The sequence below is a fragment of the Lelliottia sp. SL45 genome, assembly GCF_026672535.1.
GTDB classification, from domain to species: Bacteria; Pseudomonadota; Gammaproteobacteria; order Enterobacterales; family Enterobacteriaceae; genus Enterobacter; species Enterobacter nimipressuralis.
Map to the genome: position 1 here is coordinate 715,275 of NZ_JAPPRH010000003.1, position 22,687 is coordinate 737,961.

Below are 22,687 nucleotides of genomic sequence, written 5' to 3' on the forward strand. Positions count from 1 at the left end.
CGGGTTTTTTAAGCGAAGAGCAATCAGTCTTTGTCGACCGCGCTCAGCGTCACAGAAGAGAGATAGTTCAGCAGGGCGATGTCATTTTCAACACCCAGCTTCATCATCGCCGATTTCTTCTGGCTACTGATGGTTTTAATGCTGCGGTTCAGCTTCTTGGCAATCTCGGTGACCAGGAAACCTTCCGCGAACAGGCGCAACACTTCGCTCTCTTTCGGGGACAAACGCTTGTCACCGTAACCACCGGCGCTGATTTTCTCCAGCAGACGGGAGACGCTTTCCGGGGTAAATTTCTTGCCTTTCTGCAGGGCGGCAAGCGCTTTCGGCAGATCGGTTGGCGCGCCTTGTTTCAGTACGATCCCTTCAATATCGAGTTCCAGCACGGCGCTTAAGATCGCCGGGTTGTTGTTCATGGTCAGAACAATGATCGAAATGCTCGGGAAGTGGCGCTTGATGTATTTGATAAGCGTGATCCCATCACCGTATTTATCTCCCGGCATGGAGAGATCGGTGATGAGGACATGGGCATCAAGTTTCGGGAGGTTATTGATAAGTGCTGTAGAGTCTTCAAATTCACCGACAACATTCACCCACTCGATCTGTTCAAGTGATTTGCGAATACCGAACAGTACAATCGGGTGGTCATCGGCAATAATTACGTTCATATTGTTCATGTATAAGGCTACCTTGCTACAGCAAGCTTTTGACGTAGGCGTCAATGTCGCTGATGTATTTTTCTGTGCCAGAAGCATCCTTCTCGCGAATAAGATGTTCCAGCGTTTCACATAACTGCTTGCCCGGAACCAGATTAAGCATGGCAAACACCCCTTTAAGCCGGTGTGCTGTCTGCGCCAGCGCCGCGAAATCCTTCGCAGCGGACTCAGTATACAACCGCTTAACATCATCTGGTACTGTATCTACAAAGAGGGAATAGTATCCGCTGGCATGGAGTTCGGCATTTTCATCGCCACCCAACGGGGACTCCAGGATCTCTTCTTGTGCCAGCTGTTCCTCTATTAGTTGTAGTACAGCTTCCTGCATCGCATTGCTCATATTAAAGTTGACGCGCATCTGGCCGGGGCCGATTTTGCGCACGCCAGACTCATCATCGCTTAAAAGCAAGCCCGAGGCAGTAAGATTAGACGGATTATCAGTTAAAAACAGATCATATTCTTGACTTGTAAGCCTGTCGTCCGGGGTGATGCAGGACGCGCCCCAGTTTTCCAGCTGACGAACCACAATGTTGCGGATCTCGTTCGAGGTCACATCCACCATGATCACCACATCATCCAGCAGACGCTCTTCGTCCTCTTCCTCTGGGGTCGCGGCCATTTTGACGTGCAGGGAGTAGCGGGTACCAAGGGACTCGCGGGCTTTAATATTCAGGTGCCCGCCCAGTTTACGCGCCAGCTGATCGCACAGCCAGAAGGTGAGGGGATTGGCTTTGCCGTAGTTGTCGCTCTGAGTATCGTTAAGGAACGGGAAGTGAAGGTTATCGACTTCGCTCAGCGTCACGCCTTCGCCCGTATCCAGGATACGGATCGTCAGGCGGTCTTGAGCGGATTCGTCTGCGCTGACTTTCAGCGTAATCTTGCCGATTTGAGTGGTGGTGACGGAGTACTGAATCAGCATCAGCACGATGCGGCGCAGGGCATCGCGGTCGCCGTGGCGTTTATCGTTGGCCGGCAGATGGTTGTTAATCAGCAGCTGCAGCCCTTTACGCTTAATCACCGGCAGGACTTCAGGCACCACTTCGTTGATCAGATCCTGAATCGAGAACAGGGTAGGGTTCCCTCTCCAGGAGTCGTTTTCCAGCATATTAGCCAGCTGAATTTCATCCACCATCCGCACGAGCGTATCCGCCTGAGTGGCAAGCTGATGGCTTTCTGGCGTGCTGATGTTTGCGGCCTGGCTTGCCAGCGCTTTCAGCGGATGCTTAAACGCATCGCTGATGTTTTGCATAAAGACCGCGCGGCCCTGCTGGTTCTTCTCATACAGTCGCTGGGCCTGCTTGAGTTTCTTGTTCACCAGCACTTCACGGTCCTGATCGCGGATGATAAAGATTTGGGTGCGGGAAGCAACCTGGCTGCGGAACTGACGAATTTCATACAGTTCATTATTAATGGTGGCCTGAATGACGCCCTGGTGCTGATCGGCCATCGCCGTGATGTTCTGCAAATTCAGGTGCGGCAGCAGATGATCGGCAATCTTGTTGCTCATAATGGTGCGATTGGCTTCCTGATCATGCACCAGCAGCCCGAGCGGGAGGATGGAGACAATCTCCTCATTCAGCGCCCGCAGGACGCGCAGTTCGTTGCCTGAGCCGGATGACGACACGCTTTCGCTTTGACGTCCAGGCTGGAAGCGGAAGGTGCTGTAGCCAAACAGCGCCAGCGCCAGCAGGCCGATATTCAGCAGCAGCGGCAGGAGAATATTTTGCAGAGTATCCAGCAGTAACGTACCAAACGGCACCTGCCAGACCAGGCGCATACCGGTGGAGTTCAGCGCAGAGGCGATCTCAATCTTCGAGCCATTGAACGTAATGGTGGCGCTCTCCGGGCCCTCTTTCTTATCGGCTGATGCGCGCAGATTTTGTGCGGAGCTGTCTGGCTCCAGACGGAAACTGTCCAGCGGCATGTCAGGCGGGATCAGATCGTTAATCGGCAAATCAAAGGCCACGACGGTCGCCAGATGGCCCGGCTGGTTAAAGGTGGTGCGCAGGGTAAAGTAATGCCCGTTCTGCCACGCCAGGCGGCGCAGAGAGGAGAAACTTTCGCGCTCATCCAGGGCGTTGGCCTGCTGGAGCATTTCGGCGCGGCGGGAATCGACGATCGAGCCGATGGTGGACTCTTTAAACCCGGATGAGAGATCTTTCAGCGGCAGCGTGGAGATCAGGATCATGCTGTTATCCTGACCGTTGAGATAATACATCGACCACGGCACCGTTTCTGCGCCCCACAGCGTGTCGAGATAGGTCGACATCCGCTGGGTCATCTCAAGCGTGGCGCTATCGTGCGAACCAAAAATCAGGGCTTCGGTTTTACGGCGCGTTTTTTCGAGGTAATACACGTCCTGTTTAAGACGCGTCTCCTGCAGATTCTCACCCGACGAGGTTCCCGGTGCGGCGGCAATGTTGTCATAAATCTGCCAGGTGGCGTAACGCCAGGTATCAATACGCTTATGCACCGCGTGGGTAATATCAACAATCTGGTAGCTCCTGTCCTTCAGCCAGGTATTGACCGCGCTCTGCACCATCACTCCCATCGTCACCAGCAGCACAATGATTAAGAGAAGGAAGAAGCGGGTGATGCTCCCCGGAAGGAGGGAGAACTTACCTGTTGCTGTGGTTTCAGACTGACTCATTGATATGTTTAACCCGATATGGCCGCACGTAAGGGGGAGTGGGCAGTATAAAGGGTAATACCTGAATTTCCAGCATCGTAGCCAGAGCAGACGGGACTTTTTCGACTTTAAATAGCGCAGGGCGGGGTAGATTTAAAAGTGTACAAACGCGATCGAATTGTACAAATAATTGGCAATGAATGTGAAAAATAGCACTAATTAACAAGAAATTAAAATTTGTTAAAGCGACGGGAAAGGAAATTTAGAGACATAATCGAATTAATTAATAGTTGTTATAATTTCAGTGCGGTAGCACAGATAAATTCAGTTTACGTAAAGAAGCGTAAAAAAAAACCGAATGCAGTGCACTCGGCTGAATTAGGGATAAACAGACATTCAAAACTGAATGACGGTAATAAATAAAGTTAATGATGATAGCGGGATTTATTTTAGTGATCTCGTCGGTTTTTGTTTTGACAATCAGTGCGGTAATGATTACTTTGGCCATCTCTCTGATATATATCATCTATTTTCACGTTTTGATTTAACGTGCTTTATTTTTTAGCTCTTAGTGCTATCAAAAAGTTCCCCTTTATTTACAAGTTGAAACATGTTTGTAGATGAATGAAACATCTTCAAAGTTTTCGTATCATATTCTTATTGGATTATTCTGTAATTTTGCGGAGAATGAAGTTGCCGACTGGTTAAGAGGGTTAATCAGTAAGCAGTGGTAATAATAAGGCATATAAAGGCATATAACAGAGGGTTAATAAAATGAAAGTTAAAGTCCTGTCCCTCCTGGTACCAGCTCTGCTGGTAGCAGGCGCAGCAAATGCGGCTGAAATTTATAACAAAGACGGCAACAAATTAGATCTGTTCGGTAAAGTCGACGGTCTGCACTATTTCTCCGATGACAAAAGGCGCGGATGGCGATCAGACCTACATGCGTATCGGCTTCAAAGGCGAAACTCAGGTTAACGATCAGCTGACCGGTTACGGCCAGTGGGAATACCAGATTCAGGGTAACACCGACGAGAGCGACAACCAGTCCTGGACTCGTGTGGCCTTCGCGGGTCTGAAGTTCGCTGACGCAGGTTCTTTCGACTATGGTCGTAACTACGGCGTTATCTACGATGTCACCTCCTGGACTGACGTTCTGCCAGAATTCGGCGGCGACACCTACGGTGCTGACAACTTCCTGCAGTCCCGTGCTAACGGCGTTGCAACTTACCGTAACCAGGACTTCTTCGGTCTGGTTGATGGCCTGAACTTTGCTCTGCAGTATCAGGGTAAAAACGGCAGCGTTGACGGCGAAAACGACACCGGTCGTAGCACTCTGAAACAGAACGGCGACGGCTACGGCGCATCCCTGACCTACAACCTGGGCGAAGGCTTCAGCGTGGGTGGTGCGATGTCTTCCTCTAAACGTACTGCTGACCAGAATGCAGCAGGCGTGTACGGCGAAGGCGATCACGCAGAAGTGTATAGCGGTGGTCTGAAATATGATGCCAACAACATTTACCTGGCAGCACAGTACTCCCAGACTTACAACGCAACCCGTTTCGGCGACTCCCAGAGCAGCAGCGACATCTACGGTTTTGCTAACAAAGCACAGAACTTCGAAGTGGTTGCTCAGTACCAGTTCGACTTCGGTCTGCGTCCATCCGTGGCTTACCTGCAGTCTAAAGGTAAGGACGTAAGCAACAACACCACCAACTTCGGCGATCAGGATCTGCTGAAATATGTTGATGTTGGCGCGACTTACTACTTCAACAAAAACATGTCCACCTACGTGGATTACAAAATCAACCTGCTGGATGAAAACAACTTCACCCGTCAGGCAGGTATCGGTACTGATGATATCGTCGCTCTGGGTCTGGTTTACCAGTTCTAAGACACGCTCAGTAACACAAAGGGGCCTTATGGCCCCTTTTTCTATTCTCTTTTTAGGGCCTTACCTGCGACCGGGTTTGATATACTCTTGCCGCCCAGGCATGAGGATGATAACGAATGGACATGACTTTTTGGCGCGCTGGCATTCTGGCGAGCTTTTTCTTACTGGCGGCATGCGACTCTTCCACCCCTTCGGTGAAACCTGCTGCACCTGCAGCTACGGTGCTGGAAGGGAAAACCATGGGAACCTTCTGGCGCGTCAGCATCATGAATGTTGACGCCAGACGCGCGGACGAACTGCGCGGTAAAATTCAGTCTCAGCTCGAGGCTGACGATCAGCTGCTCTCGACCTATAAAAATGACTCTGCGCTGATGCGCTTCAATCTGTCCAATAGCACCTCCCTGTGGCCCGTAAGCGAGGCGATGGCCGACATCGTCACCGAGGCGCTACATATTGGCTATAAAACCAACGGGGCGATGGATATTACCGTCGGGCCGCTGGTGAATTTATGGGGCTTTGGCCCAACCAAACAGCCGGAGAAAATCCCCGATCAGGCGCAAATCGACGATGCCCGCGCCCGCACCGGTTTGCAGCATCTGACGGTGATCAACCAATACGGTCAGCAGTATCTGCAAAAAGACATTCCCGATCTGTTTGTGGATCTTTCAACGGTCGGGGAGGGCTACGCGGCGGATCATCTGGCCGCGCTGATGACCCAGGAAGGGATCTCACGCTATCTGGTCTCGGTCGGTGGCGCGCTGGTCAGCCGTGGACTGAATGCCAGCGATAAGCCCTGGCGCGTGGCGATCCAAAAACCGACCGACACCCAGAACGCAGTCCAGGCGGTGGTGGATATTAACGGTCACGGCATCAGTACCTCAGGAAGCTATCGGAATTATTACGAGCTGGACGGGAAACGCCTCTCTCACGTCATCGATCCGCAGACCGGTCGCCCGATCGAACATAACCTGGTCTCCGTTACCGTCATCGCTCCCACTGCGCTGGAAGCTGATACCTGGGATACGGGGGCTGATGGTGTTGGGGCCAGAGAAGGCGAAAGAGGTGGTGCGCCAGGAAGGGCTGGCAGTGTATATGATCACCCGCGAGGGCGAGACGTTTAAAACCTGGATGTCGCCGCAGTTCCAGAGCTTCTTAATTAGCGAACAAAATTAAAAAGCAAGGTTGCGGGTTTTTGTTCAGTGGCACTCCGGCATTGTGTGAGTATGCTTGTAAGAGGAGCCGATGATGAAAAACCTGATCCTGAATACCGATGAGGAACGCTGGCTGGCAGTGCTGGCCCGCGATTCCAGTGCCGATAACCAGTTTGTCTTTGCCGTCCAGACAACAGGCATCTTTTGCCGCCCTTCCTGCCGGGCGCGCCACGCGCTGCGCAAGAATGTCCGTTTCTTCCCCGATGCCCGTCATGCTGAACAGGCCGGATTTCGCCCCTGTAAACGCTGCGCGCCGGACAAAGCCGATCCTCAGGCCGCAAAAATGGCCAAAATCGAAAAAGCCTGCCGCCTGCTGGAAGAGGACTCCGCGCTGACCCTGACTGCGCTGGCAGAAGCGGTGGCGATGAGCCCGTTCCATTTTCACAGGCTGTTTAAATCCCACACCGGGATGACGCCGAAATCCTGGCAGCAGGCGGCGCGCGCGCGACGTTTACGGGCCGCACTGACGCAGGGCGATACCATTACCGATTCCGTACTGGCCGCCGGTTTCCCTGACAGCAGCAGCTACTATCGAAAAGCAGACGACGTGTTGGGCATGACCGCAAAACAGTATCGCAATGGCGGGAGTGATGTGACCGTGCGCTACGCCATTAGCGACTGCGAACTGGGCCGTTGCCTGGTGGCGGAAAGTGAGCGCGGGATCTGTGCGATTTTACTGGGCGATAATGACGATGCCCTGGCAGAAGAGATTCATACGCTTTTCCCTCACGCACAGCAGGAAACGCCCGAGGGGACCTTTGCGGGCAGGCTGCATCAGGTCATTACGAGTCTGGATAACAGCGGCACGGCGCTGGCGCTGCCGCTGGATATTCGCGGTACCGCGTTTCAGCAGCAGGTCTGGCAGGCACTGCGCGCGATCCCCTGCGGTGAAACCGCGAGCTACCAGCAGGTCGCCAGTGCCATCGGCAAACCCAACGCGGTGCGGGCGGTGGCAAGCGCCTGTGCGGCCAACAAACTGGCGATCGTTATCCCTTGTCACCGCGTCGTGCGAAACGACGGCGCCTTGTCCGGCTATCGCTGGGGAACGGCGCGCAAAGCGCAGTTGCTGCAGCGTGAAGCGAAAAATCAGGAGGAGTAATGCTGGATCTGTTTGCGGATAGCGATCCCTGGCAAGAGCCGCTGGCGCCCGGTGCCACCATTTTGCGCCGTTTCGCACTAGCGCGCGCCGATGCGCTGTTTCAGGCAATTGCTGAGGTCGCTGCGCTATCGCCGTTCCGCCATATGCTCACGCCGGGCGGATACACCATGTCCGTGGCGATGACGAACTGCGGATCGCTTGGCTGGACGACAAACGATCGCGGGTATCTCTATTCACCCATCGATCCTGTGACGGGCCAGCCCTGGCCGTTAATTCCCGCAGCGTTCAGCACGCTCTGTCATGACGCGGCAGTCGCGGCGGGCTATCCGCACTTTCAGCCCGATGCCTGCCTGGTCAACCGCTACGCGCCGGGATCAAAGCTGTCGCTACATCAGGACAAAGACGAGCCGGATCTGCGTGCGCCGATTGTGTCTGTTTCGCTGGGCCTGCCTGCGGTCTTCCAGTTTGGCGGCCTGAAGCGCAGCGATCCGCTTAAGCGGCTGATGCTTGAGCACGGTGACGTGGTGGTGTGGGGTGGGGAATCTCGGCTTTTTTATCACGGGATTCAACCCCTTAAACCCGGCATTCATCCGCTGGCGGGGGAGTACCGCTACAATCTGACCTTCCGCCAGGCATCGGATAGCGAATAAAAATAAGAATTATTCTTGATGTAACCGTCGGGCAGTTTACACTGCTGGCTGTTTTTTCTTGTCCGGATTGCTTTGCATGCAACTACTTCTCCTTGTCTGGCGTCAGTACCGCTGGCCGTTTGTCGCGGTTATGGCGCTCAGCCTTGCCAGCGCCGCGCTGGGCATTGGGCTTATCGCCTTTATTAACGTCCGTCTGATTGAAATGGTCGATACGAAACTGTCGGTATTGCCGGAGTTTCTCGGCCTGCTGCTGCTGCTGATGGCGGTCACGCTGGCCTCGCAGCTGGCGCTGACGGCCCTGGGGCACCATTTCGTCTATCGCCTGCGCGGCGAATTTATCAAACGTATTCTCGATACGCAGGTTGAACGCATCGAACAGCTGGGCAGTGCGTCACTGCTGGCGGGGCTGACCAGCGATGTGAGGGCCATTACGATTGCTTTCGTGCGTTTGCCGGAGCTGGTGCAGGGTATCATTCTGACCTTTGGCTCAGCCGCCTATCTGGCGTGGCTGTCGACCAAAATGCTGGCGGTGACCGCGATTTGGATTGTGGTCACTATCTGGGGCGGTTACCTGCTGGTGGCACGCGTGTATAAGCACATGGCGGTGCTGCGTGAAACAGAAGATAAGCTTTATAACGACTACCAGACGGTGCTGGAAGGGCGCAAAGAGCTGACCCTCAACCGCGAGCGCGCCGAACACATCTTTAACAACCTCTATATTCCCGATGCACGCGAATATCGCCATCACATCATTCGCGCCGATACCTTCCACCTGAGTGCCGTGAACTGGTCGAATATCATGATGCTGGGCGCGATCGGTCTGGTGTTCTGGATGGCAAACAGCCTCGGCTGGGCCGACACTAACGTGGCGGCGACCTATTCCCTGACGCTGCTGTTCCTGCGTACGCCGCTGCTCTCCGCCGTGGGTGCGCTGCCGACGCTGCTCAGTGCACAGGTGGCCTTCAGAAAACTGAATCAGTTTGCGCTGGCGCCGTTCCGCCCTGATTTTCCTCGCCCGGACGCCTTCCCGGACTGGAAAACGCTGGAGCTGCGTAACGTCACTTTCCATTATCAGGATAACAACTTTGCCGTCGGCCCGGTCAATCTGACCATCCATCGCGGCGAACTGCTGTTCCTGATTGGCGGCAACGGGAGCGGAAAATCCACGCTGGCGATGCTGCTGACGGGGCTGTATCAGCCGCAGTCCGGTGAGATCTTGCTGGACGGAAAAGCGCTGTCCGTTGAGAAACCGGAGGATTATCGCAAGCTCTTCTCCGCAGTCTTTACGGATGTCTGGCTGTTCGATCAGCTGTTAGGGCCGGAAGGCAAACAGGCAAATCCTGAGTTGGTCGCGAAGTGGCTCGAACAGCTGAAAATGTCGCACAAGCTGGAGCTTCAGGACGGCAAAATCCTCAATCTCAAACTGTCGAAAGGGCAGAAAAAACGCGTGGCGCTGCTGCTGGCATTAGCGGAAGAGCGCGACATCATTCTGCTGGATGAATGGGCGGCCGACCAGGACCCTCATTTCCGCCGCGAATTTTATCAGGTGCTGCTGCCGCTGATGCAGGCGATGGGCAAAACGATTTTCGCCATCAGCCACGACGATCACTACTTCGTTCACGCCGACCGCTTGCTGGAGATGCGTGACGGACAGCTCAGCGAGCTGACCGGCGAGGAGCGCGATGCCGCCTCGCGAGATGCCGTGGCGCGTACCGCGTAAAGGTAAACATGCCGGGGGGCGGCCACGCCTTACCCGGCATGTTTTACGACAAAACCTGCTATCCGCTCCTTTTTTATCCATTCCGCCCATTTGTTTATTATCATTTACATTCCCCCACGCTATGCTTGATATCACCTTATTTCATGGATTTATGATTGATGTCGTTGATAAACAAAAACAGCGCAAGGCTGCGCGATCAGGAGCGTGCCCGACTTATCTGGCTTCTGACCACTGATAAAGCGGTCACGTCGGCGTTACTCGGAAAATTAACCCTGGCTGAGCAATATGACGTCGGTACCTTGTCCGACGATATTGCTGAGGTAGGGGCGCTGGTTGCCCATCTGCCACCGCCGGACCTGGCGGATACACTCGAGTCTCTCCCTTCGGAAGAGCGTCACGCCCTGTGGCGACTGGTGCAGGATCATGAGCGTGGTCAGGTACTCCTGGAGGCCTCGGAGAACGTCTGGGATGATCTCATCGATGATATGAGCGACCGCGAACTGCTCGATGCCGTGCAGACGCTGGATATTGACGAGCAGATCTACCTGGTTCAACACCTGCCGCGTAACCTGACGGGCCGCCTGCTGGCGTCGCTGCCGGCGGAAGAGCGTGCTCGCGTACGCCAGGTGATGGACTTCGCTCAGGACAGCGTCGGCGCGATCATGGAGTTCGAAGTGATCATGGTGCGCCCGGACGTCACGCTGGCCACCGTGCAGCGCTATTTGCGCCGCAAAGGGAAAATGCCGGAAAACACCGATAAGCTGTTTGTCACGGCGCGCGACAAAACCCTGCTTGGCGAGCTGTCGCTGCAATCTATCCTGCTCAACGATGCACAGCGTCGGGTGAGTGAGGTCATGAACAATGAGCCAATGGTTTTCTCCCCGGAAGATGACGCTGAAAAGGCGGCGCGTACCTTCGAACGTGACAACCTGATCAGCGCCGCAGTAGTGGATTCCGTTGGCAAACTGATGGGCCGCGTGACGATCGATGAAATCGTTGACGTGGTCTACGAAGAGACCGACAACGATCTGCGCGCGTTAGGCGGTTTGAGCGCCGAAGATGACGTCCATGCCTCCGTCGGCAAAGCGGTCAAAACGCGCTGGGCGTGGCTGGCGATTAACCTCTGCACCGCCTTTATCGCCTCCAGGGTGATCGACGGCTTTGAACACACGATTTCACAGCTGGTGGCGCTGGCCTCTCTGATGCCAATCGTGGCAGGGATTGGCGGTAACACCGGGAATCAAACCATCACCATGATCGTACGCGCCCTGGCGCTGGAGAAAATCCAGCCCGGCAACTTTACGTTCCTGATCCTCAGGGAGATGGGCGTGGCGCTGATTAACGGCCTGGTGTGGGGCGGGATTATGGGCGGCATCACCTGGTGGCTGTACGACGATATGGCGCTGGGTGGCGTGATGATGCTGGCGATGGTGCTTAATCTGCTGGTGGCGTCGATGATGGGGGTGATCATTCCGCTGACGATGACCCGCTTCGGGCGCGACCCCGCGGTGGGGTCGAGCGTGATGATCACCGCCATTACCGATACCGGCGGCTTCTTTATTTTCCTTGGTCTGGCGACGATTTTCCTGCTGTAGCCGCGTGCTTACGCTTCAGCCGGGCCGGGATTATCACCATCACGATGATCCCGCCCAGTACGCCAATCGCCAGATTGCCGGTTGAGACGGTGGCCGCAACGGTCACCAGCATGACCAGGGTTTCAGCAATCGGCGCGTCTTTCACGGTTCCCGGCTGAATGCTGTGCCAGTTGAAGGTCTTGAATGCCACAATCGCCATAATCCCGGCCAGCACCGCCATCGGAATGTGCGCCATGACTTCGCTCAAGCCGGTGACCAGAATCAGCAGAACCACACCCGCCGCCAGCGTCGATATGCGGCTGCGTCCTTTCCCCATCTCCACGTTAACGATGGTTTGCCCAATCATTGCGCAACCGGCGATACCGCCGTAAAAGCCGGACATCATATTCGCAACCCCCAGCCCGATGCTCTCCCGGCGTTTACTCGACGGCGTCAGGGTGAGTTCATCCACCAGTTTTGCCGTCAGCAACGATTCCATCAGACCGACAAAGGCGATGCTGAGCGCGCAGGGCCAGATAATGCTCAGGGTGTGCAGGTTCAGCGGCACCAGCAGCTGCGTCAGACCCGGCAGCCCGCCGCTCATGGAGCCTTCGTCGCCGACGGTCGGCAGAATCTGCCCGCTGGTCACGGTAAAGAGGGTTAAAACGACAATGGCGATAAGCGGGGAGGGAACGCTTTTGATAACCCGAGGCGCCCACAGGACTATCAGCAGCGTCAGCACAAACAGGCCGACGATCAGCGGGCTTTTGGTCCAGAAATGGGGCACCTGGGCAAAGAAAATCAAAATGCCGAGGGCATTCACAAACCCGGTCATCACCGACTGGGGAATAAAGCGCATCAGACGCGCCATGCCGAGCACGCCAAACAGGATCTGAATGAGACCGGCGAGGATCACGGCGGGCAAAATGTACTGAACCCCGTGCAGATGCACCATTGGGCCGATCACCAGGGCCACGGAACCGGCAGCAGCGGTAACCATCGCCGGACGGCCGCCTAAAAAGGACATCGCCAGACAGAGCACCACCGAGGCGATAAGACTCACCTTCGGGTCCACTCCGGCGACCACGGAAAACGAGATCACTTCGGGGATAAGTGCCAGGGCGGTAATCACGCCGGCTAAGGTTTCGCGCATCAACATTTTAGGTGAGCGCAGTACGCTTGAGACGCGGCCATCGTCAGGCGTCAGGGCAGAAGTGTGTGGTAATGACATAGCTATTCGCAGGTTAGGGCAGGCTTCCGTGCGCGCGATCACAAAGTGCAGCATAGTAGCCAGAAAAGCCGCGCGGTGCCAGCCAGCAATCCTGATACCCACACAATTATTCAAACATTTAATTTCACAATTACAATAATTTCTTAACCTTTAAACAATGTTTAAAAATTGTTAACGTTCCCCCGCAGCTTATTTCACCTGCAATTTCCACGTAAAAAGCACGACTACAAGTAAGGCATAAATGATGAAAAAAATGACTGCCATGCTCTTTTCTATGGCCGTAGGGCTGAGCGCCATCTCAATGGCGGCGAGAGCGGATACGCCTAAAGAGCAGGAAACGGACGTCCTTTTAATTGGCGGCGGCATTATGAGCGCCACGCTGGGCACCTATTTACAGGAATTACAGCCAGACTGGTCGATGACCATGGTTGAGCGCCTCGACGGCGTGGCGCAGGAGAGTTCGAACGGCTGGAACAACGCCGGTACGGGCCACTCGGCACTCATGGAACTGAACTATACGCCGCAGAAAAAGGACGGTTCCATTAGTATCGAGAAGGCGGTTGAGATCAACGAAGCCTTCCAGATCTCCCGCCAGTTCTGGTCGCATCAGGTAAACAGCGGTGTGATGCACGACCCGCACTCCTTTATTAATACCGTTCCGCACATGAGCTTTGTGTGGGGCGACGACAACGTTAACTTCCTGCGCGCGCGCTACGCCGCGTTGCAGCAGAGCAGCCTGTTCCGTGGCATGAAATATTCCGAAGATCATACGCAGATCAAAGAGTGGGCGCCGCTGGTGATGGAAGGGCGTGACCCGAACCAGAAAGTGGCCGCGACCCGTACTGAAATCGGGACCGACGTAAACTACGGTGAAATCACCCGTCAGCTGGTGGGCGCATTGCAGAAGAAAGACAACTTCAAACTGCAGGTCAGCACCGAAGTGCGCGGCTTTAAGCGTAACGCGGATAACAGCTGGAGCGTGACCGTTGCCGATCTGAAAAACAATGAAGCCGAGCACGTGATCAAGGCGAAGTTCGTCTTTATCGGGGCCGGTGGCGCTGCGCTGAAATTGTTGCAGGAGTCCGGTATTCCGGAAGCCGACGACTACGCGGGCTTCCCGGTTGGCGGCCAGTTCCTGGTCTCTGATAACCCGGAAGTGGTGAACCGTCATCTGGCGAAAGTGTATGGTCAGGCTTCAGTGGGTGCTCCGCCGATGTCTGTTCCGCATATCGATACCCGTATTCTGGACGGCAAACGCGTGGTGCTGTTTGGGCCGTTTGCGACCTTCTCCACGAAATTCCTGAAAAACGGCTCCCTGTGGGATCTGCTGAGTTCCACCACCACCTCGAACTTTATGCCGATGGTGGATGTGGGCCTGGATAACTTCGATCTGGTGAAATACCTGATTAGCCAGGTGATGCTCTCCGATGATGACCGTTTTGCTGCCCTGCAAGAGTATTACCCGCAGGCGAAGAAAGCCGACTGGCGTTTATGGCAGGCGGGTCAGCGCGTGCAGATCATCAAGCGCGATCCGAAAGAGGGCGGCGTTCTGCGTCTGGGTACGGAAGTGGTGAGTGACAAAGACGGGACCATTGCCGCGCTGCTGGGCGCATCGCCTGGAGCATCCACTGCGGCACCGATCATGCTGCATCTGATGGAAAAAGTGTTTAAAGATAAAGTCGCCAGCCCGGAATGGCAGGCGAAGCTGAAAAACATTATTCCGTCTTATGGCACCAAACTGAACGGTAACGTGGCAGCGACGGAACAAGAGCTGGAATACACCAGCGGTGTTCTGCAGCTCAAATACGAAAAACCGCAGGCAGCAGATGTGGCACCGCAGGCGCAACCGCAGGCAAAACCACAGCCGGAATCTAAACCGGTCGCGGATATCGCGCTGTAATTACTATGAAGGACAAAAAAGCCGGGTATCACTACCCGGCTTTTTTTTAACGCACGACTGCGTTTTCGACTTTCTCGTCGGCTTTCCAGACGCGGTATTTCACGTCGATATTCTCGGGCGTGTAAACCACAATCGGTAATTTGCTGTTGTAGCGCAGCAGGCTGTTATCGCCGAGATACGCCGTCACGAACTGCTGCGTTTTTTTCCCGTCCGGGCAGGCCATCATCGTGGAAACCGGCGACGTCACGTTATCGAAGACGTAATAGTCGTAGCCCCAGCCTTCCAGGGTTTTGCTTTCCAGTTTGCCGCCAAGGCGATGACGATTGCAGTCCACTTCCAGGTTCTGTCCAATCAGCAGCTCTACTTTAAACGCGGATTCATCTTCCTGAGCCGGGAGCTGGATAACCTGACGCTTCATGCCTTTTTCCGCCTGCGGGTACGGCGCAATCTTTTCCAGAGGCTGCGCTTTCGGCGTTTCGCTTGCGAAGGCGCTGGTGCTCATGCAGGCAGCAGCCAGAAGGGCGATGGCAAATTTAGGTGTGTTTTTCACAGTCATTCCTTTTATGTCAAACAATCGATGCAAGATTAGCATAGTGCAGACGGCTGCCTGGTGGGATTTACCTATATTTTGATTTCACTCGGTTGATCACACTGCTTTTGTGGCTGAATGGCAGAGATAAATGCTGATATGGAATGAAAGGGGAGATCGTGTTAGGGTTAGCGTTAAATAATGTTATTCATCTGTAAAGGAAAGAGAGACATGGTCCGCGCAAAGCTTAAAACCCCCGAAGGCAGGAAGTTTTTACTGGCGCTGTTTGTGGTGTTTCTGATTGCCGCCGCAGGCGTCGGACGGGCAACAATCGTCGGTGTGATTGAGCAGTACAATATTCCGCTCTCACAGTGGACGACCAGCATGTACGTCCTGCAGTCGGCGATGATTTTTGTTTACAGCATGGTCTTCACCATTTTACTGGCGATTCCGCTGGGGATCTTTTTCCTCGGTGGCCCAGATAAGCATTGAATAATCGCCCATGATAAATAAGCCAACCTTCGGGTTGGTTTTTTTGAAAGCGAGAATGGCACAGCACGAAACTGCTCCGTCGAATTACGGCATTAAACGTTTGGCACGGCCACAATAACCGTAATACCGCTTCTTCCCAATCCGAACATGGAACCGGAACCGGTGCGGACAATGCGCATGACCACGCCTTTGGCGGGCATGTGGGTGCGGGCGGTGGCTTCCATATGTAACGGGAATCAATGTAAATTAAAAAGGCCATCGATTGATGGCCTTTTTAATGACAGAAAAAACAAATTAGGGCTAACGAGGGGTGTCGTTAATAAACGTCAATACACCTCGCTGAATGCCGATGATATTTTCGCTTTTCATTTCAGCCAGAATACTCATTACGCCACTGCGGGATAGCCCTGTCTTTTCCATAATATATTTGCACGAGTTTGTTTTCAGCCGGTATTGCTCACTCTCGTTCATTAAGTCAACCAGACAGTCACGGATAATCTCCCGCGAACGTAGCCCTATACTGTAATGACTTAAGGCAGAGTGCAGGCCCATAATGTAGAGAAGATAGTTACTGTAATCTTCCCACATTTTCTGCTCTTTAATGATCGTCATGGCGGTTTTATAAGGCAGAATCGCGACATTCACCGTGGTGACGCTCATCAATCGGAACGCATTCCCCATATATTCTGGATGCGATATTCCGGCCACAAAGGGCGCTTTCAGCGTTCCTTTAAGCGTTCCGTTATCAATACGAGAAATATCCACCAGCCCTTCGAGGAGAATTAAGCACAGACGCTCACCCTGGCTATCAAGATGCAGGATACGGTGTGCGGAAAATTGTTTAAGCTGTGCGTGAGGAAGAAAGCGATGGATCAATCGGTCAATCTGCGCGTGCGGTTTAAAACGCGTCAGTGTGTGGATTGGCATGGCAGCTTTGGGATTCATGATGGTGCCCGGCGTTTTTAAGTAATTATCGCAGAAGCTGTGAAACGCGCAATCACATGCTCACACTGCGACATAAAACAACTATACGAATGGTGAGCATTGTTTAATGAACCCTGGGATGAGTCGCCAGGGGTCATAGTCGTAAGAAAGAAGTGCGGGGGTTACTCAGAAACCATCCACATATCCGCTTCTTCAAACATCTCTTCCAGCATGCGGTTAAGTTTCTCGCGATCGCTTTTGCTGGCATCGCTGTTCAAACCGTTCGCCTGCATAGGTTTCACTTTCACCACTGCCTCCGGGAAGATCCGGTGCACGCGTTTTGTTAATTCATTCAGGATGATGTCACTGGCGCCCGGTAAACCTGCAACGTTGCGCTTGTCATAAACGAGTTCAACAAACATAACTGCCTCATGATAACTGTTTTTATATACAGCATCTTCGCGGTTACGCCCTTAAGAGTCAAGCAGTCCGGATGTTCAGGCATAAAAAAACCAACCGTAAAAGGTTGGTTTTTTTTACTATTTTGGTCGGCACGGAGAGATTTGAACTCTCGACCCTCGCCACCCCATGACGATGCGCTACCAGGCTGCGCTACGTGCCGACGTATGAAAAAGATACTACCTGTTTGCATTCTGAATGCAAGAGTGTACCACGCTAACTGATTTAAAATTAATCAGTTAGCGATAAACCGTTTCTCGTCAGTGAGCACCTGTAGCAACAGGCTCAGCTGCGGTTTTTGGTCGTGAATCTTCTCACCCTGCAGGTTATACGTCTGGTAATTGCCGTTGCTGTTGAGCACCAGCGTCAGTGCTGGCGTAGTCACTGCCAGGGTGTTATTGCTTGCTGCCGTCACCCAGTTATGTCGACGCGTGGCGCTAAACAGATCCTGACCCTGGGAATACTCATTCGCCGGTGTGCTGACGTGCAGCAGGCGTTGCATCAGCGTGGTCATCACATCTTTGTGATCTGTCAGCATATTGATGCGCTGCGCCGGTGTGCCCGGCCAGTGTACGACCAGCGGAACGTGCAGGTTAGGGCGCGACCAGTTCATGTCCGTCGCTTCATCGCCCAGCGGCACGCCATGGCCCGCAGTGATAATCACCACGGTATTGTCCAGCTTGCCGGATTCTCGCAGGGCGTTAATCACGCGCGCAATCTGATCGTCGACATTGCCAGCCGCGCGGCTGTAGCGGCGGACAAAGCCTTTTTGATTGCTGTCATCAAGGTTAGTGCCGTTAAAGGCCACCCATGAGAACCAGCGATTATCTTCTTGCGCGTAACGATTGAGCCAGTTTACCCACTGACCGGCAGTCTGTTCGTCAGTCTGATTTTGCGCAGGCGGCAGTGAGAAATCAGACAGCAGTGCCTGGCGATAGAGCGGGCTGCTGAAACCGTCAGAGGAGAACAGTCCCAGCTGGTAACCCTGTTGGTTCAGGGAGGTAATCAGCGCCGCAGGCGTTCGGGCGGAAAGCACGCCGTCCATATAGCCGGCGGAGATGCCGTAGAACAGACCAAAAATACCGGCGTCGGTGTTATTTCCCGAGCTCATATGCTGGGTGAAGTTGATGTTCTGCTCGGCAAACTGTGCAAGCGCAGGCATCTGCTTCTCGTAACGGGAGTAGTTCAGACCGTCGACGGTAATAAGCAGAACGTTCTGGCCCTGACCCATATCGCGATAACGTAACTCGCTCAGCGGATACTGGACCGATACGGCTTCCGGATTACCTTGTTCCACCAGACGGCGCTGATATTCCTGCGCATCCAGCAGGCCGTGTTTCTCCAGGAAGCGGCGTGCCGTCATCGGATAGGAGAGCGGCAGGTTGGCGCGCTGCATTGTAATCGGGCGATAGAAGTTCGCATCCGCCCAGATGTACATAATATGGGAGCTGATAAATGCGACGAAAAACAGCGCCGCAACAGGCTGGGCATAGTGGCGACGGCGGGTGAGGCTTCGCAGTTTTTGCCAGCTCCAGGTGGCAAACAGCATCTCAATCAGCAGGATAATCGGCACGCTGATAAACATCAGCTGCCAGTCACGCGCGGTTTCGTTCTGGTCGGGATTGATCACCAGTTCCCAGACGATGGGATTGAGATGGAGGTGAAAACGGGTGAAAACTTCGCTGTCGATCAGCAGCAGGGTCATGCCGACAGTGGCGAGAATTGCGGATAAAAACCGCATCAGCCTCTGCGACATCACGATAAACGTCAGAGGGAACAGAATCAGCAGATAGGTGGCGAAGACCAAAAAGCTAAAGTGCCCGACAACGCTTATCCAGGAGTAAATGCGCCCGGTTAAGGTCGTCGGCCAGTCGGCCACTAACAGATAACGGCTGCCGAGTACCATGGCCAACAGAATGTTGAACAAGGCAAACCAGTGCCCCCAGCTAACCATCTGGGAGACTTTTTCACGGTAGCGCTGACGATTCGTCACCATAGACTGTCGTTCGTTTCCCTTAATGCGCCTGGTCGTCGCTGACGGAGGACTGCAACGCGTGGGCGAATGATTTTGCGATCGCCTGACGTTGGGCCGGAGCAACGCTGGTATTGATAAGGTTGGTGACCATATTTCCCAGAACCATCAGGGAGAGATCGGTCGGCGTTTTATGTTTTTCAAGTACGTTGACCAGCTCACTGAGCAGTTGTTCAACGTGTTCATCACTATAGCGGGAATGTTGTGGCATAAATCGAAATCAGTTTGTTGATGAGAGGGCAACATATTACCGTAGCAACAGCTTTTTTTCCCCTTTTTTATCTTCTATTGCACACATGCGTGGGTGGTGGTTGAATACCGCCCGGTCTTAAAGGAGAGTTTATCATGAGTCTGGATATCAACCAGATTGCCTTGCACCAGCTTATCAAGCGTGATGAGCAAACCCTGGAGCTGGTGCTTCGCGATTCGTTACTGGAACCAACGCCTACCGTTACGGAAATGATGGCGGAGCTACACCGCGTCTACAGCGCTAAAAATAAAGCCTATGGCATGTTCAACGACGAGAGTGAGCTGGCCGAAAGCCTGCGTCTACAACGCCAGGGCGAAGAGGATTTTCTGGCGTTTAGCCGCGCGGCAACCGGGCGTCTGCGTGACGAGCTGGCAAAATATCCGTTCGCTGACGGCGGTATCGTACTGTTTTGTCAGTACCGCTATCTCGCCGTGGAGTACCTGCTGGTCACGGTGCTCAGCAATCTGAGCAGCATGCGCGTCAACGAGCAGATGGATATCAGCTCCACACATTATCTGGATATCAACCATGCCGATATCGTGGCGCGAATCGATCTGACCGAATGGGAAACCAACCCGGAATCAACGCGATATCTGACGTTCCTGAAAGGGCGCGTGGGCCGCAAAGTCGCCGATTTCTTCATGGACTTCCTCGGCGCCAGCGAAGGTCTGAACGCGAAAGCGCAGAACAAAGGGCTGCTGCAGGCCGTGGATGATTTCACCGCAGAAGCGCAGCTCGATAAATCCGAGCGTCAGAACGTGCGTCAGCAGGTTTACAGCTACTGCAACGAACAGCTGCAGGCGGGCGAAGAGATTGAACTGGAGTCGCTGTCGAAAGAGCTTTCTGGCGTCAGCGAGGTCAGCTTCCACGAGTTTACGGCGGATAAAGGCTACGAGCTGGAAGAGAGCTTCCCGGCGGATCGCAGCACCCTGCGTCAGCTCACCAAATTTGCCGGTAGCGGCGGCGGGTTAACGGTGAACTTCGATGCCATGCTGCTGGGCGAGCGCATTTTCTGGGACCCGGCGACGGACACCTTAACCATCAAAGGTACACCGCCGAATCTGCGCGACCAGCTGCAACGCCGTACGTCTGGCGGTAAATAACAGCCATAAAAAAACCCCGCAATGCGGGGTTTTTCTCAACTTGTTGGCGATTAAGCGCGAACGAAGTCGACGTGAGACAGTTTTGGCTTGAACGGGTGACGCTGAACAGCCTGAACTTTCACTTTTTCTTCTTTGCCATCGATAACGATAGTCAGAACTTCGGTGTAGAAACCTTCTTTAGTCTGCTGGTTCCAGACTTTGTCCTGGTCCATCTCGATTGCTACTGGAGCAGCATCGCCACCATAGATGATAGCCGGGAATTTGTTAGCTGCGCGCAGGCGGCGGCTCGCACCCTTACCCTGCACAGAACGTACTTCTGCATTGATAGTAAACATTGATTTCTCTCTGTAAATAAGTCCTGCTACAGGCGACCCAGCAGCAGGTGAGTGTTCTGCCTCACGGATGTGAAGCGGGCGGCATTTTATACTCAAACGCCCGTCACATCAATCAAAAGTGCCCTTAACCGCGCAATTCATTGGCCCGACGGAAACGCCCTTCGTAATCGAAGACCTTCTCGCGCACCTGCCAGAACTGGCCTTTTTTGCGCGCGACGACAAAATCCGGGTGGCGCAACAATACCTGCTGATGGACGATGTCGGCGACCGTTATCCAGCGCAATGGCACACCTGGCGTGCGGGTATGCGGGCGAATAAACAGCTGTTCAAAAGCCGTGCGCTGGGCGGGCGTATGCAGACGAAAACGCTCGCTGACGTCTGCGCCGTCCTCATCGTAATAGGTGATTTTCAGCCATTCGCCTTTCTCGTCGGCGCCGGATTGCAGCGCCATGCCCGAGCAGCGTAGCACCAGCGCGTCTTTCAGCTTCAGCGCGGCTTTCAGCATGTCATCAGGATCGACCAGCACCGTGTCACATTCGCGACAGCGCCGCGCAGCAATATCATTTTCGGCGTTACACTGCGGGCAATTTTTGAAGCGAAAACGGTAATCGCACTGCTCGCGATGACCGTCGTCATCCTCAAACCAGCCCTGACACCGGCGGCCAAAATGCTCGATCAGGGTTCCGTCGGCAGTGGTTTTCCCCCAGAAGGTATTGGCGAAACCGCAGCCAGGACAGAAAACCTGCACCGGGACGTTCCCGCTTTTGCCCTTTGGCGTACCCACTTCCGGTGAATAGAGATCGTGCGGGTTCCCCGCGTAATCAAGAATCAGACAGTCGGTCTTGCCGGGAGACAGCCGCAGCCCACGGCCGACAATCTGCTGATAAAGGCTGACGGATTCGGTCGGGCGCAAAATCGCAATCAGATCCACGTGCGGGGCGTCAAACCCGGTGGTCAGCACCGAGACATTCACCAGATAGCGGAACTGCTGTGCTTTAAAGGCGTCGATCAGCGTGTCGCGCTCCGGTCCTGGCGTTTCACCGGTGATCAGCGCCGCGTCGTCGGCCGGAAGCAGGCCGGTTATCTCTCTGGCGTGCTCGACGGTGGCCGCGAAAATCATCACTCCTTTGCGCGTCTGTGCGAACTCTTCGATCTGGCTGATGATATGCGGGGTGATGCGCTGCTGTTTTTTCAGCTCCTGGTTCATATCTGCTTCGCTAAACAGCCCGTTACTCTGGGCCTGCAAACGGCTGAAATCATACTGCACGACCGGCATATCCAGCCGTTCGGGCGGCGTCAGATAACCGTGCTTAATCATGTAGCGCAGGGGCAGCTCATAGATGCAATCGCGGAACAGGGTTTTTTCGTCGCCACGCACCATGCCGTGATAATGGAACTGATAGATCCAGCCTTTGCCGAGGCGGAAGGGCGTAGCGGTCAGCCCCAGCAGGCGAACCTGCGGGTTTACCGTTTTCAGATGATTAAGGATCTGCTGATACTGGCTCTCATCGTCATCGCTGATCCGATGACACTCGTCGACAATCAATAGTGAGAATTCACTGCGAAAATGCGCCAGGTTTCGTGCGACCGACTGCACGCTGCCAAACACCACTTTGCCGTGGCTCTCTTTGCGTTTCAGCCCGGCGGCGAAGATATCGGCCTCAAGACCCAGCGCACAGTATTTGGCATGGTTTTGCGCTACCAGCTCTTTGACGTGGGCCAGCACCAGCACCCGGCCACGCGCCAGCCGTGCCAGTTCGGCAATTACCAGGCTTTTGCCCGCTCCGGTGGGCAGGACGATGGCGGCAGGTTCAGTGTGCTTGCGAAACCAGGCGAGGGTGGCGTCAACGGCTTCCTGCTGATAGGGGCGAAGTGTAAAAGTCATGAGCTCTCGATTTTGTTATCACGCACATAGTATGCCACGAAACTTTTTCCCTTGAGT

The 22,687-nt window shown here is 54.2% G+C and carries 17 protein-coding genes, 1 tRNA gene and 2 pseudogenes; 9 read left to right on the forward strand and 11 right to left on the reverse strand.

Annotation, left to right across the window (positions count from 1 at the left end):
* Nucleotides 1–23: 23 nt before the first annotated feature.
* Both rcsB and rcsD read right to left on the reverse strand, forming a co-directional pair.
* On the reverse strand, nucleotides 24–674 hold the full coding sequence (gene rcsB / locus OVA10_RS09325; RefSeq protein ID WP_015959795.1) for a response regulator transcription factor RcsB: 651 nt from the start codon (nucleotides 672–674) through the stop codon (nucleotides 24–26).
* A 16-nt stretch (nucleotides 675–690) separates the two neighbouring features.
* A complete protein-coding gene (gene rcsD / locus OVA10_RS09330; RefSeq protein ID WP_268195821.1) occupies nucleotides 691–3,363 on the reverse strand; it encodes a phosphotransferase RcsD in 2,673 nt (890 codons plus the stop codon).
* Nucleotides 3,364–4,116: 753 nt separating this feature from the next.
* Here rcsD and OVA10_RS09335 point away from each other — a divergent pair.
* The 6 genes and pseudogenes from OVA10_RS09335 to mgtE all read left to right on the forward strand — a co-directional run bounded on the left by OVA10_RS09335 (nucleotide 4,117) and on the right by mgtE (nucleotide 11,511).
* Nucleotides 4,117–5,236 (forward strand): annotated as a pseudogene (locus OVA10_RS09335) (porin OmpC).
* 116 nt (nucleotides 5,237–5,352) lie between these two features.
* A pseudogene (gene apbE, locus OVA10_RS09340) lies at nucleotides 5,353–6,409 on the forward strand (FAD:protein FMN transferase ApbE).
* A gap of 72 nt (nucleotides 6,410–6,481) precedes the next feature.
* On the forward strand, nucleotides 6,482–7,546 hold the full coding sequence (gene ada, locus OVA10_RS09345; protein ID WP_123427237.1) for a bifunctional DNA-binding transcriptional regulator/O6-methylguanine-DNA methyltransferase Ada: 1,065 nt from the start codon (nucleotides 6,482–6,484) through the stop codon (nucleotides 7,544–7,546).
* Nucleotides 7,546–8,196, forward strand: coding sequence for a DNA oxidative demethylase AlkB (alkB, locus tag OVA10_RS09350; protein WP_268195822.1), 651 nt, complete (start codon nucleotides 7,546–7,548; stop codon nucleotides 8,194–8,196). Before ada ends, alkB begins: the two co-directional genes overlap by 1 nt.
* Before the next feature lie 76 nt (nucleotides 8,197–8,272).
* A complete protein-coding gene (locus tag OVA10_RS09355) occupies nucleotides 8,273–9,916 on the forward strand; it encodes a multidrug ABC transporter permease/ATP-binding protein (protein ID WP_181826603.1) in 1,644 nt (547 codons plus the stop codon).
* A gap of 158 nt (nucleotides 9,917–10,074) precedes the next feature.
* A complete protein-coding gene (gene mgtE, locus OVA10_RS09360; RefSeq protein WP_181826602.1) occupies nucleotides 10,075–11,511 on the forward strand; it encodes a magnesium transporter in 1,437 nt (478 codons plus the stop codon).
* Here mgtE and OVA10_RS09365 read toward each other — a convergent pair.
* Nucleotides 11,474–12,775 carry a SulP family inorganic anion transporter gene (locus tag OVA10_RS09365; protein ID WP_268196875.1) on the reverse strand — a complete coding sequence of 434 codons (1,302 nt, stop codon included), beginning with the start codon at nucleotides 12,773–12,775 and terminating at the stop codon, nucleotides 11,474–11,476. The genes mgtE and OVA10_RS09365 overlap by 38 nt on opposite strands.
* Nucleotides 12,776–12,965: 190 nt before the next feature.
* Here OVA10_RS09365 and mqo point away from each other — a divergent pair, with 190 nt between their 5' ends.
* Nucleotides 12,966–14,621 (forward strand): malate dehydrogenase (quinone), encoded by a 1,656-nt coding sequence (gene mqo / locus OVA10_RS09370; protein WP_268195823.1) that lies wholly within the window; start codon nucleotides 12,966–12,968, stop codon nucleotides 14,619–14,621.
* Between the two features lie 46 nt (nucleotides 14,622–14,667).
* Here the strand turns inward: mqo and eco are convergent, their stop codons facing one another.
* Nucleotides 14,668–15,177, reverse strand: a complete 510-nt coding sequence (gene eco, locus OVA10_RS09375) for a serine protease inhibitor ecotin (RefSeq protein ID WP_100779488.1) — start codon at nucleotides 15,175–15,177, stop codon at nucleotides 14,668–14,670.
* 204 nt (nucleotides 15,178–15,381) lie between these two features.
* Between eco and OVA10_RS09380 the strand changes: the two genes are divergently transcribed.
* On the forward strand, nucleotides 15,382–15,642 hold the full coding sequence (locus tag OVA10_RS09380; protein WP_100779489.1) for a DUF2534 family protein: 261 nt from the start codon (nucleotides 15,382–15,384) through the stop codon (nucleotides 15,640–15,642).
* Nucleotides 15,643–15,942: 300 nt separating this feature from the next.
* Here the strand turns inward: OVA10_RS09380 and OVA10_RS09385 are convergent, their stop codons facing one another.
* The 5 genes from OVA10_RS09385 to OVA10_RS09405 all read right to left on the reverse strand — a co-directional run bounded on the left by OVA10_RS09385 (nucleotide 15,943) and on the right by OVA10_RS09405 (nucleotide 19,268).
* Nucleotides 15,943–16,587, reverse strand: a complete 645-nt coding sequence (locus OVA10_RS09385) for a helix-turn-helix domain-containing protein (RefSeq protein WP_248858778.1) — start codon at nucleotides 16,585–16,587, stop codon at nucleotides 15,943–15,945.
* 161 nt (nucleotides 16,588–16,748) lie between these two features.
* Nucleotides 16,749–16,988 carry a DinI family protein gene (locus OVA10_RS09390; protein ID WP_100779492.1) on the reverse strand — a complete coding sequence of 80 codons (240 nt, stop codon included), beginning with the start codon at nucleotides 16,986–16,988 and terminating at the stop codon, nucleotides 16,749–16,751.
* Nucleotides 16,989–17,111: 123 nt separating this feature from the next.
* Nucleotides 17,112–17,188, reverse strand: a tRNA-Pro gene (locus tag OVA10_RS09395).
* Nucleotides 17,189–17,260: 72 nt separating this feature from the next.
* Nucleotides 17,261–19,021 (reverse strand): LPS biosynthesis-modulating metalloenzyme YejM, encoded by a 1,761-nt coding sequence (gene yejM / locus OVA10_RS09400; protein ID WP_107703207.1) that lies wholly within the window; start codon nucleotides 19,019–19,021, stop codon nucleotides 17,261–17,263.
* Nucleotides 19,022–19,040: 19 nt separating this feature from the next.
* Nucleotides 19,041–19,268, reverse strand: coding sequence for a YejL family protein (locus tag OVA10_RS09405; RefSeq protein WP_100779494.1), 228 nt, complete (start codon nucleotides 19,266–19,268; stop codon nucleotides 19,041–19,043).
* 134 nt (nucleotides 19,269–19,402) lie between these two features.
* Between OVA10_RS09405 and yejK the strand changes: the two genes are divergently transcribed.
* On the forward strand, nucleotides 19,403–20,410 hold the full coding sequence (gene yejK / locus OVA10_RS09410; RefSeq protein ID WP_100779495.1) for a nucleoid-associated protein YejK: 1,008 nt from the start codon (nucleotides 19,403–19,405) through the stop codon (nucleotides 20,408–20,410).
* Nucleotides 20,411–20,460: 50 nt separating this feature from the next.
* On the opposite strand, the gene rplY is transcribed toward yejK, so the two are convergent.
* Both rplY and OVA10_RS09420 read right to left on the reverse strand, forming a co-directional pair.
* Nucleotides 20,461–20,745, reverse strand: a complete 285-nt coding sequence (gene rplY / locus OVA10_RS09415; RefSeq protein ID WP_100779496.1) for a 50S ribosomal protein L25 — start codon at nucleotides 20,743–20,745, stop codon at nucleotides 20,461–20,463.
* A gap of 124 nt (nucleotides 20,746–20,869) precedes the next feature.
* The gene (locus OVA10_RS09420; protein WP_123427255.1) at nucleotides 20,870–22,630 is read right to left on the reverse strand and encodes a DEAD/DEAH box helicase; all 1,761 of its coding nucleotides are present in this window, start codon (nucleotides 22,628–22,630) and stop codon (nucleotides 20,870–20,872) included.
* Between the last annotated feature and the right edge of the window lie 57 nt (nucleotides 22,631–22,687).

Coding starts and splice junctions, on each gene's coding strand:
- OVA10_RS09405 (WP_100779494.1), bottom strand. CDS start 19,268: ATGCCACAACATTCCCGCTATAGTGATGAACACGTTGAACAACTGCTC.
- OVA10_RS09355 (WP_181826603.1), top strand. CDS start 8,273: ATGCAACTACTTCTCCTTGTCTGGCGTCAGTACCGCTGGCCGTTTGTC.
- OVA10_RS09390 (WP_100779492.1), bottom strand. CDS start 16,988: ATGTTTGTTGAACTCGTTTATGACAAGCGCAACGTTGCAGGTTTACCG.
- yejM (WP_107703207.1), bottom strand. CDS start 19,021: ATGGTGACGAATCGTCAGCGCTACCGTGAAAAAGTCTCCCAGATGGTT.
- OVA10_RS09385 (WP_248858778.1), bottom strand. CDS start 16,587: ATGAATCCCAAAGCTGCCATGCCAATCCACACACTGACGCGTTTTAAA.
- OVA10_RS09380 (WP_100779489.1), top strand. CDS start 15,382: ATGGTCCGCGCAAAGCTTAAAACCCCCGAAGGCAGGAAGTTTTTACTG.
- mqo (WP_268195823.1), top strand. CDS start 12,966: ATGAAAAAAATGACTGCCATGCTCTTTTCTATGGCCGTAGGGCTGAGC.
- eco (WP_100779488.1), bottom strand. CDS start 15,177: ATGACTGTGAAAAACACACCTAAATTTGCCATCGCCCTTCTGGCTGCT.
- OVA10_RS09365 (WP_268196875.1), bottom strand. CDS start 12,775: ATGCTGCACTTTGTGATCGCGCGCACGGAAGCCTGCCCTAACCTGCGA.
- ada (WP_123427237.1), top strand. CDS start 6,482: ATGAAAAACCTGATCCTGAATACCGATGAGGAACGCTGGCTGGCAGTG.
- alkB (WP_268195822.1), top strand. CDS start 7,546: ATGCTGGATCTGTTTGCGGATAGCGATCCCTGGCAAGAGCCGCTGGCG.
- OVA10_RS09420 (WP_123427255.1), bottom strand. CDS start 22,630: ATGACTTTTACACTTCGCCCCTATCAGCAGGAAGCCGTTGACGCCACC.
- rcsB (WP_015959795.1), bottom strand. CDS start 674: ATGAACAATATGAACGTAATTATTGCCGATGACCACCCGATTGTACTG.
- mgtE (WP_181826602.1), top strand. CDS start 10,075: ATGTCGTTGATAAACAAAAACAGCGCAAGGCTGCGCGATCAGGAGCGT.
- yejK (WP_100779495.1), top strand. CDS start 19,403: ATGAGTCTGGATATCAACCAGATTGCCTTGCACCAGCTTATCAAGCGT.
- rplY (WP_100779496.1), bottom strand. CDS start 20,745: ATGTTTACTATCAATGCAGAAGTACGTTCTGTGCAGGGTAAGGGTGCG.
- rcsD (WP_268195821.1), bottom strand. CDS start 3,363: ATGAGTCAGTCTGAAACCACAGCAACAGGTAAGTTCTCCCTCCTTCCG.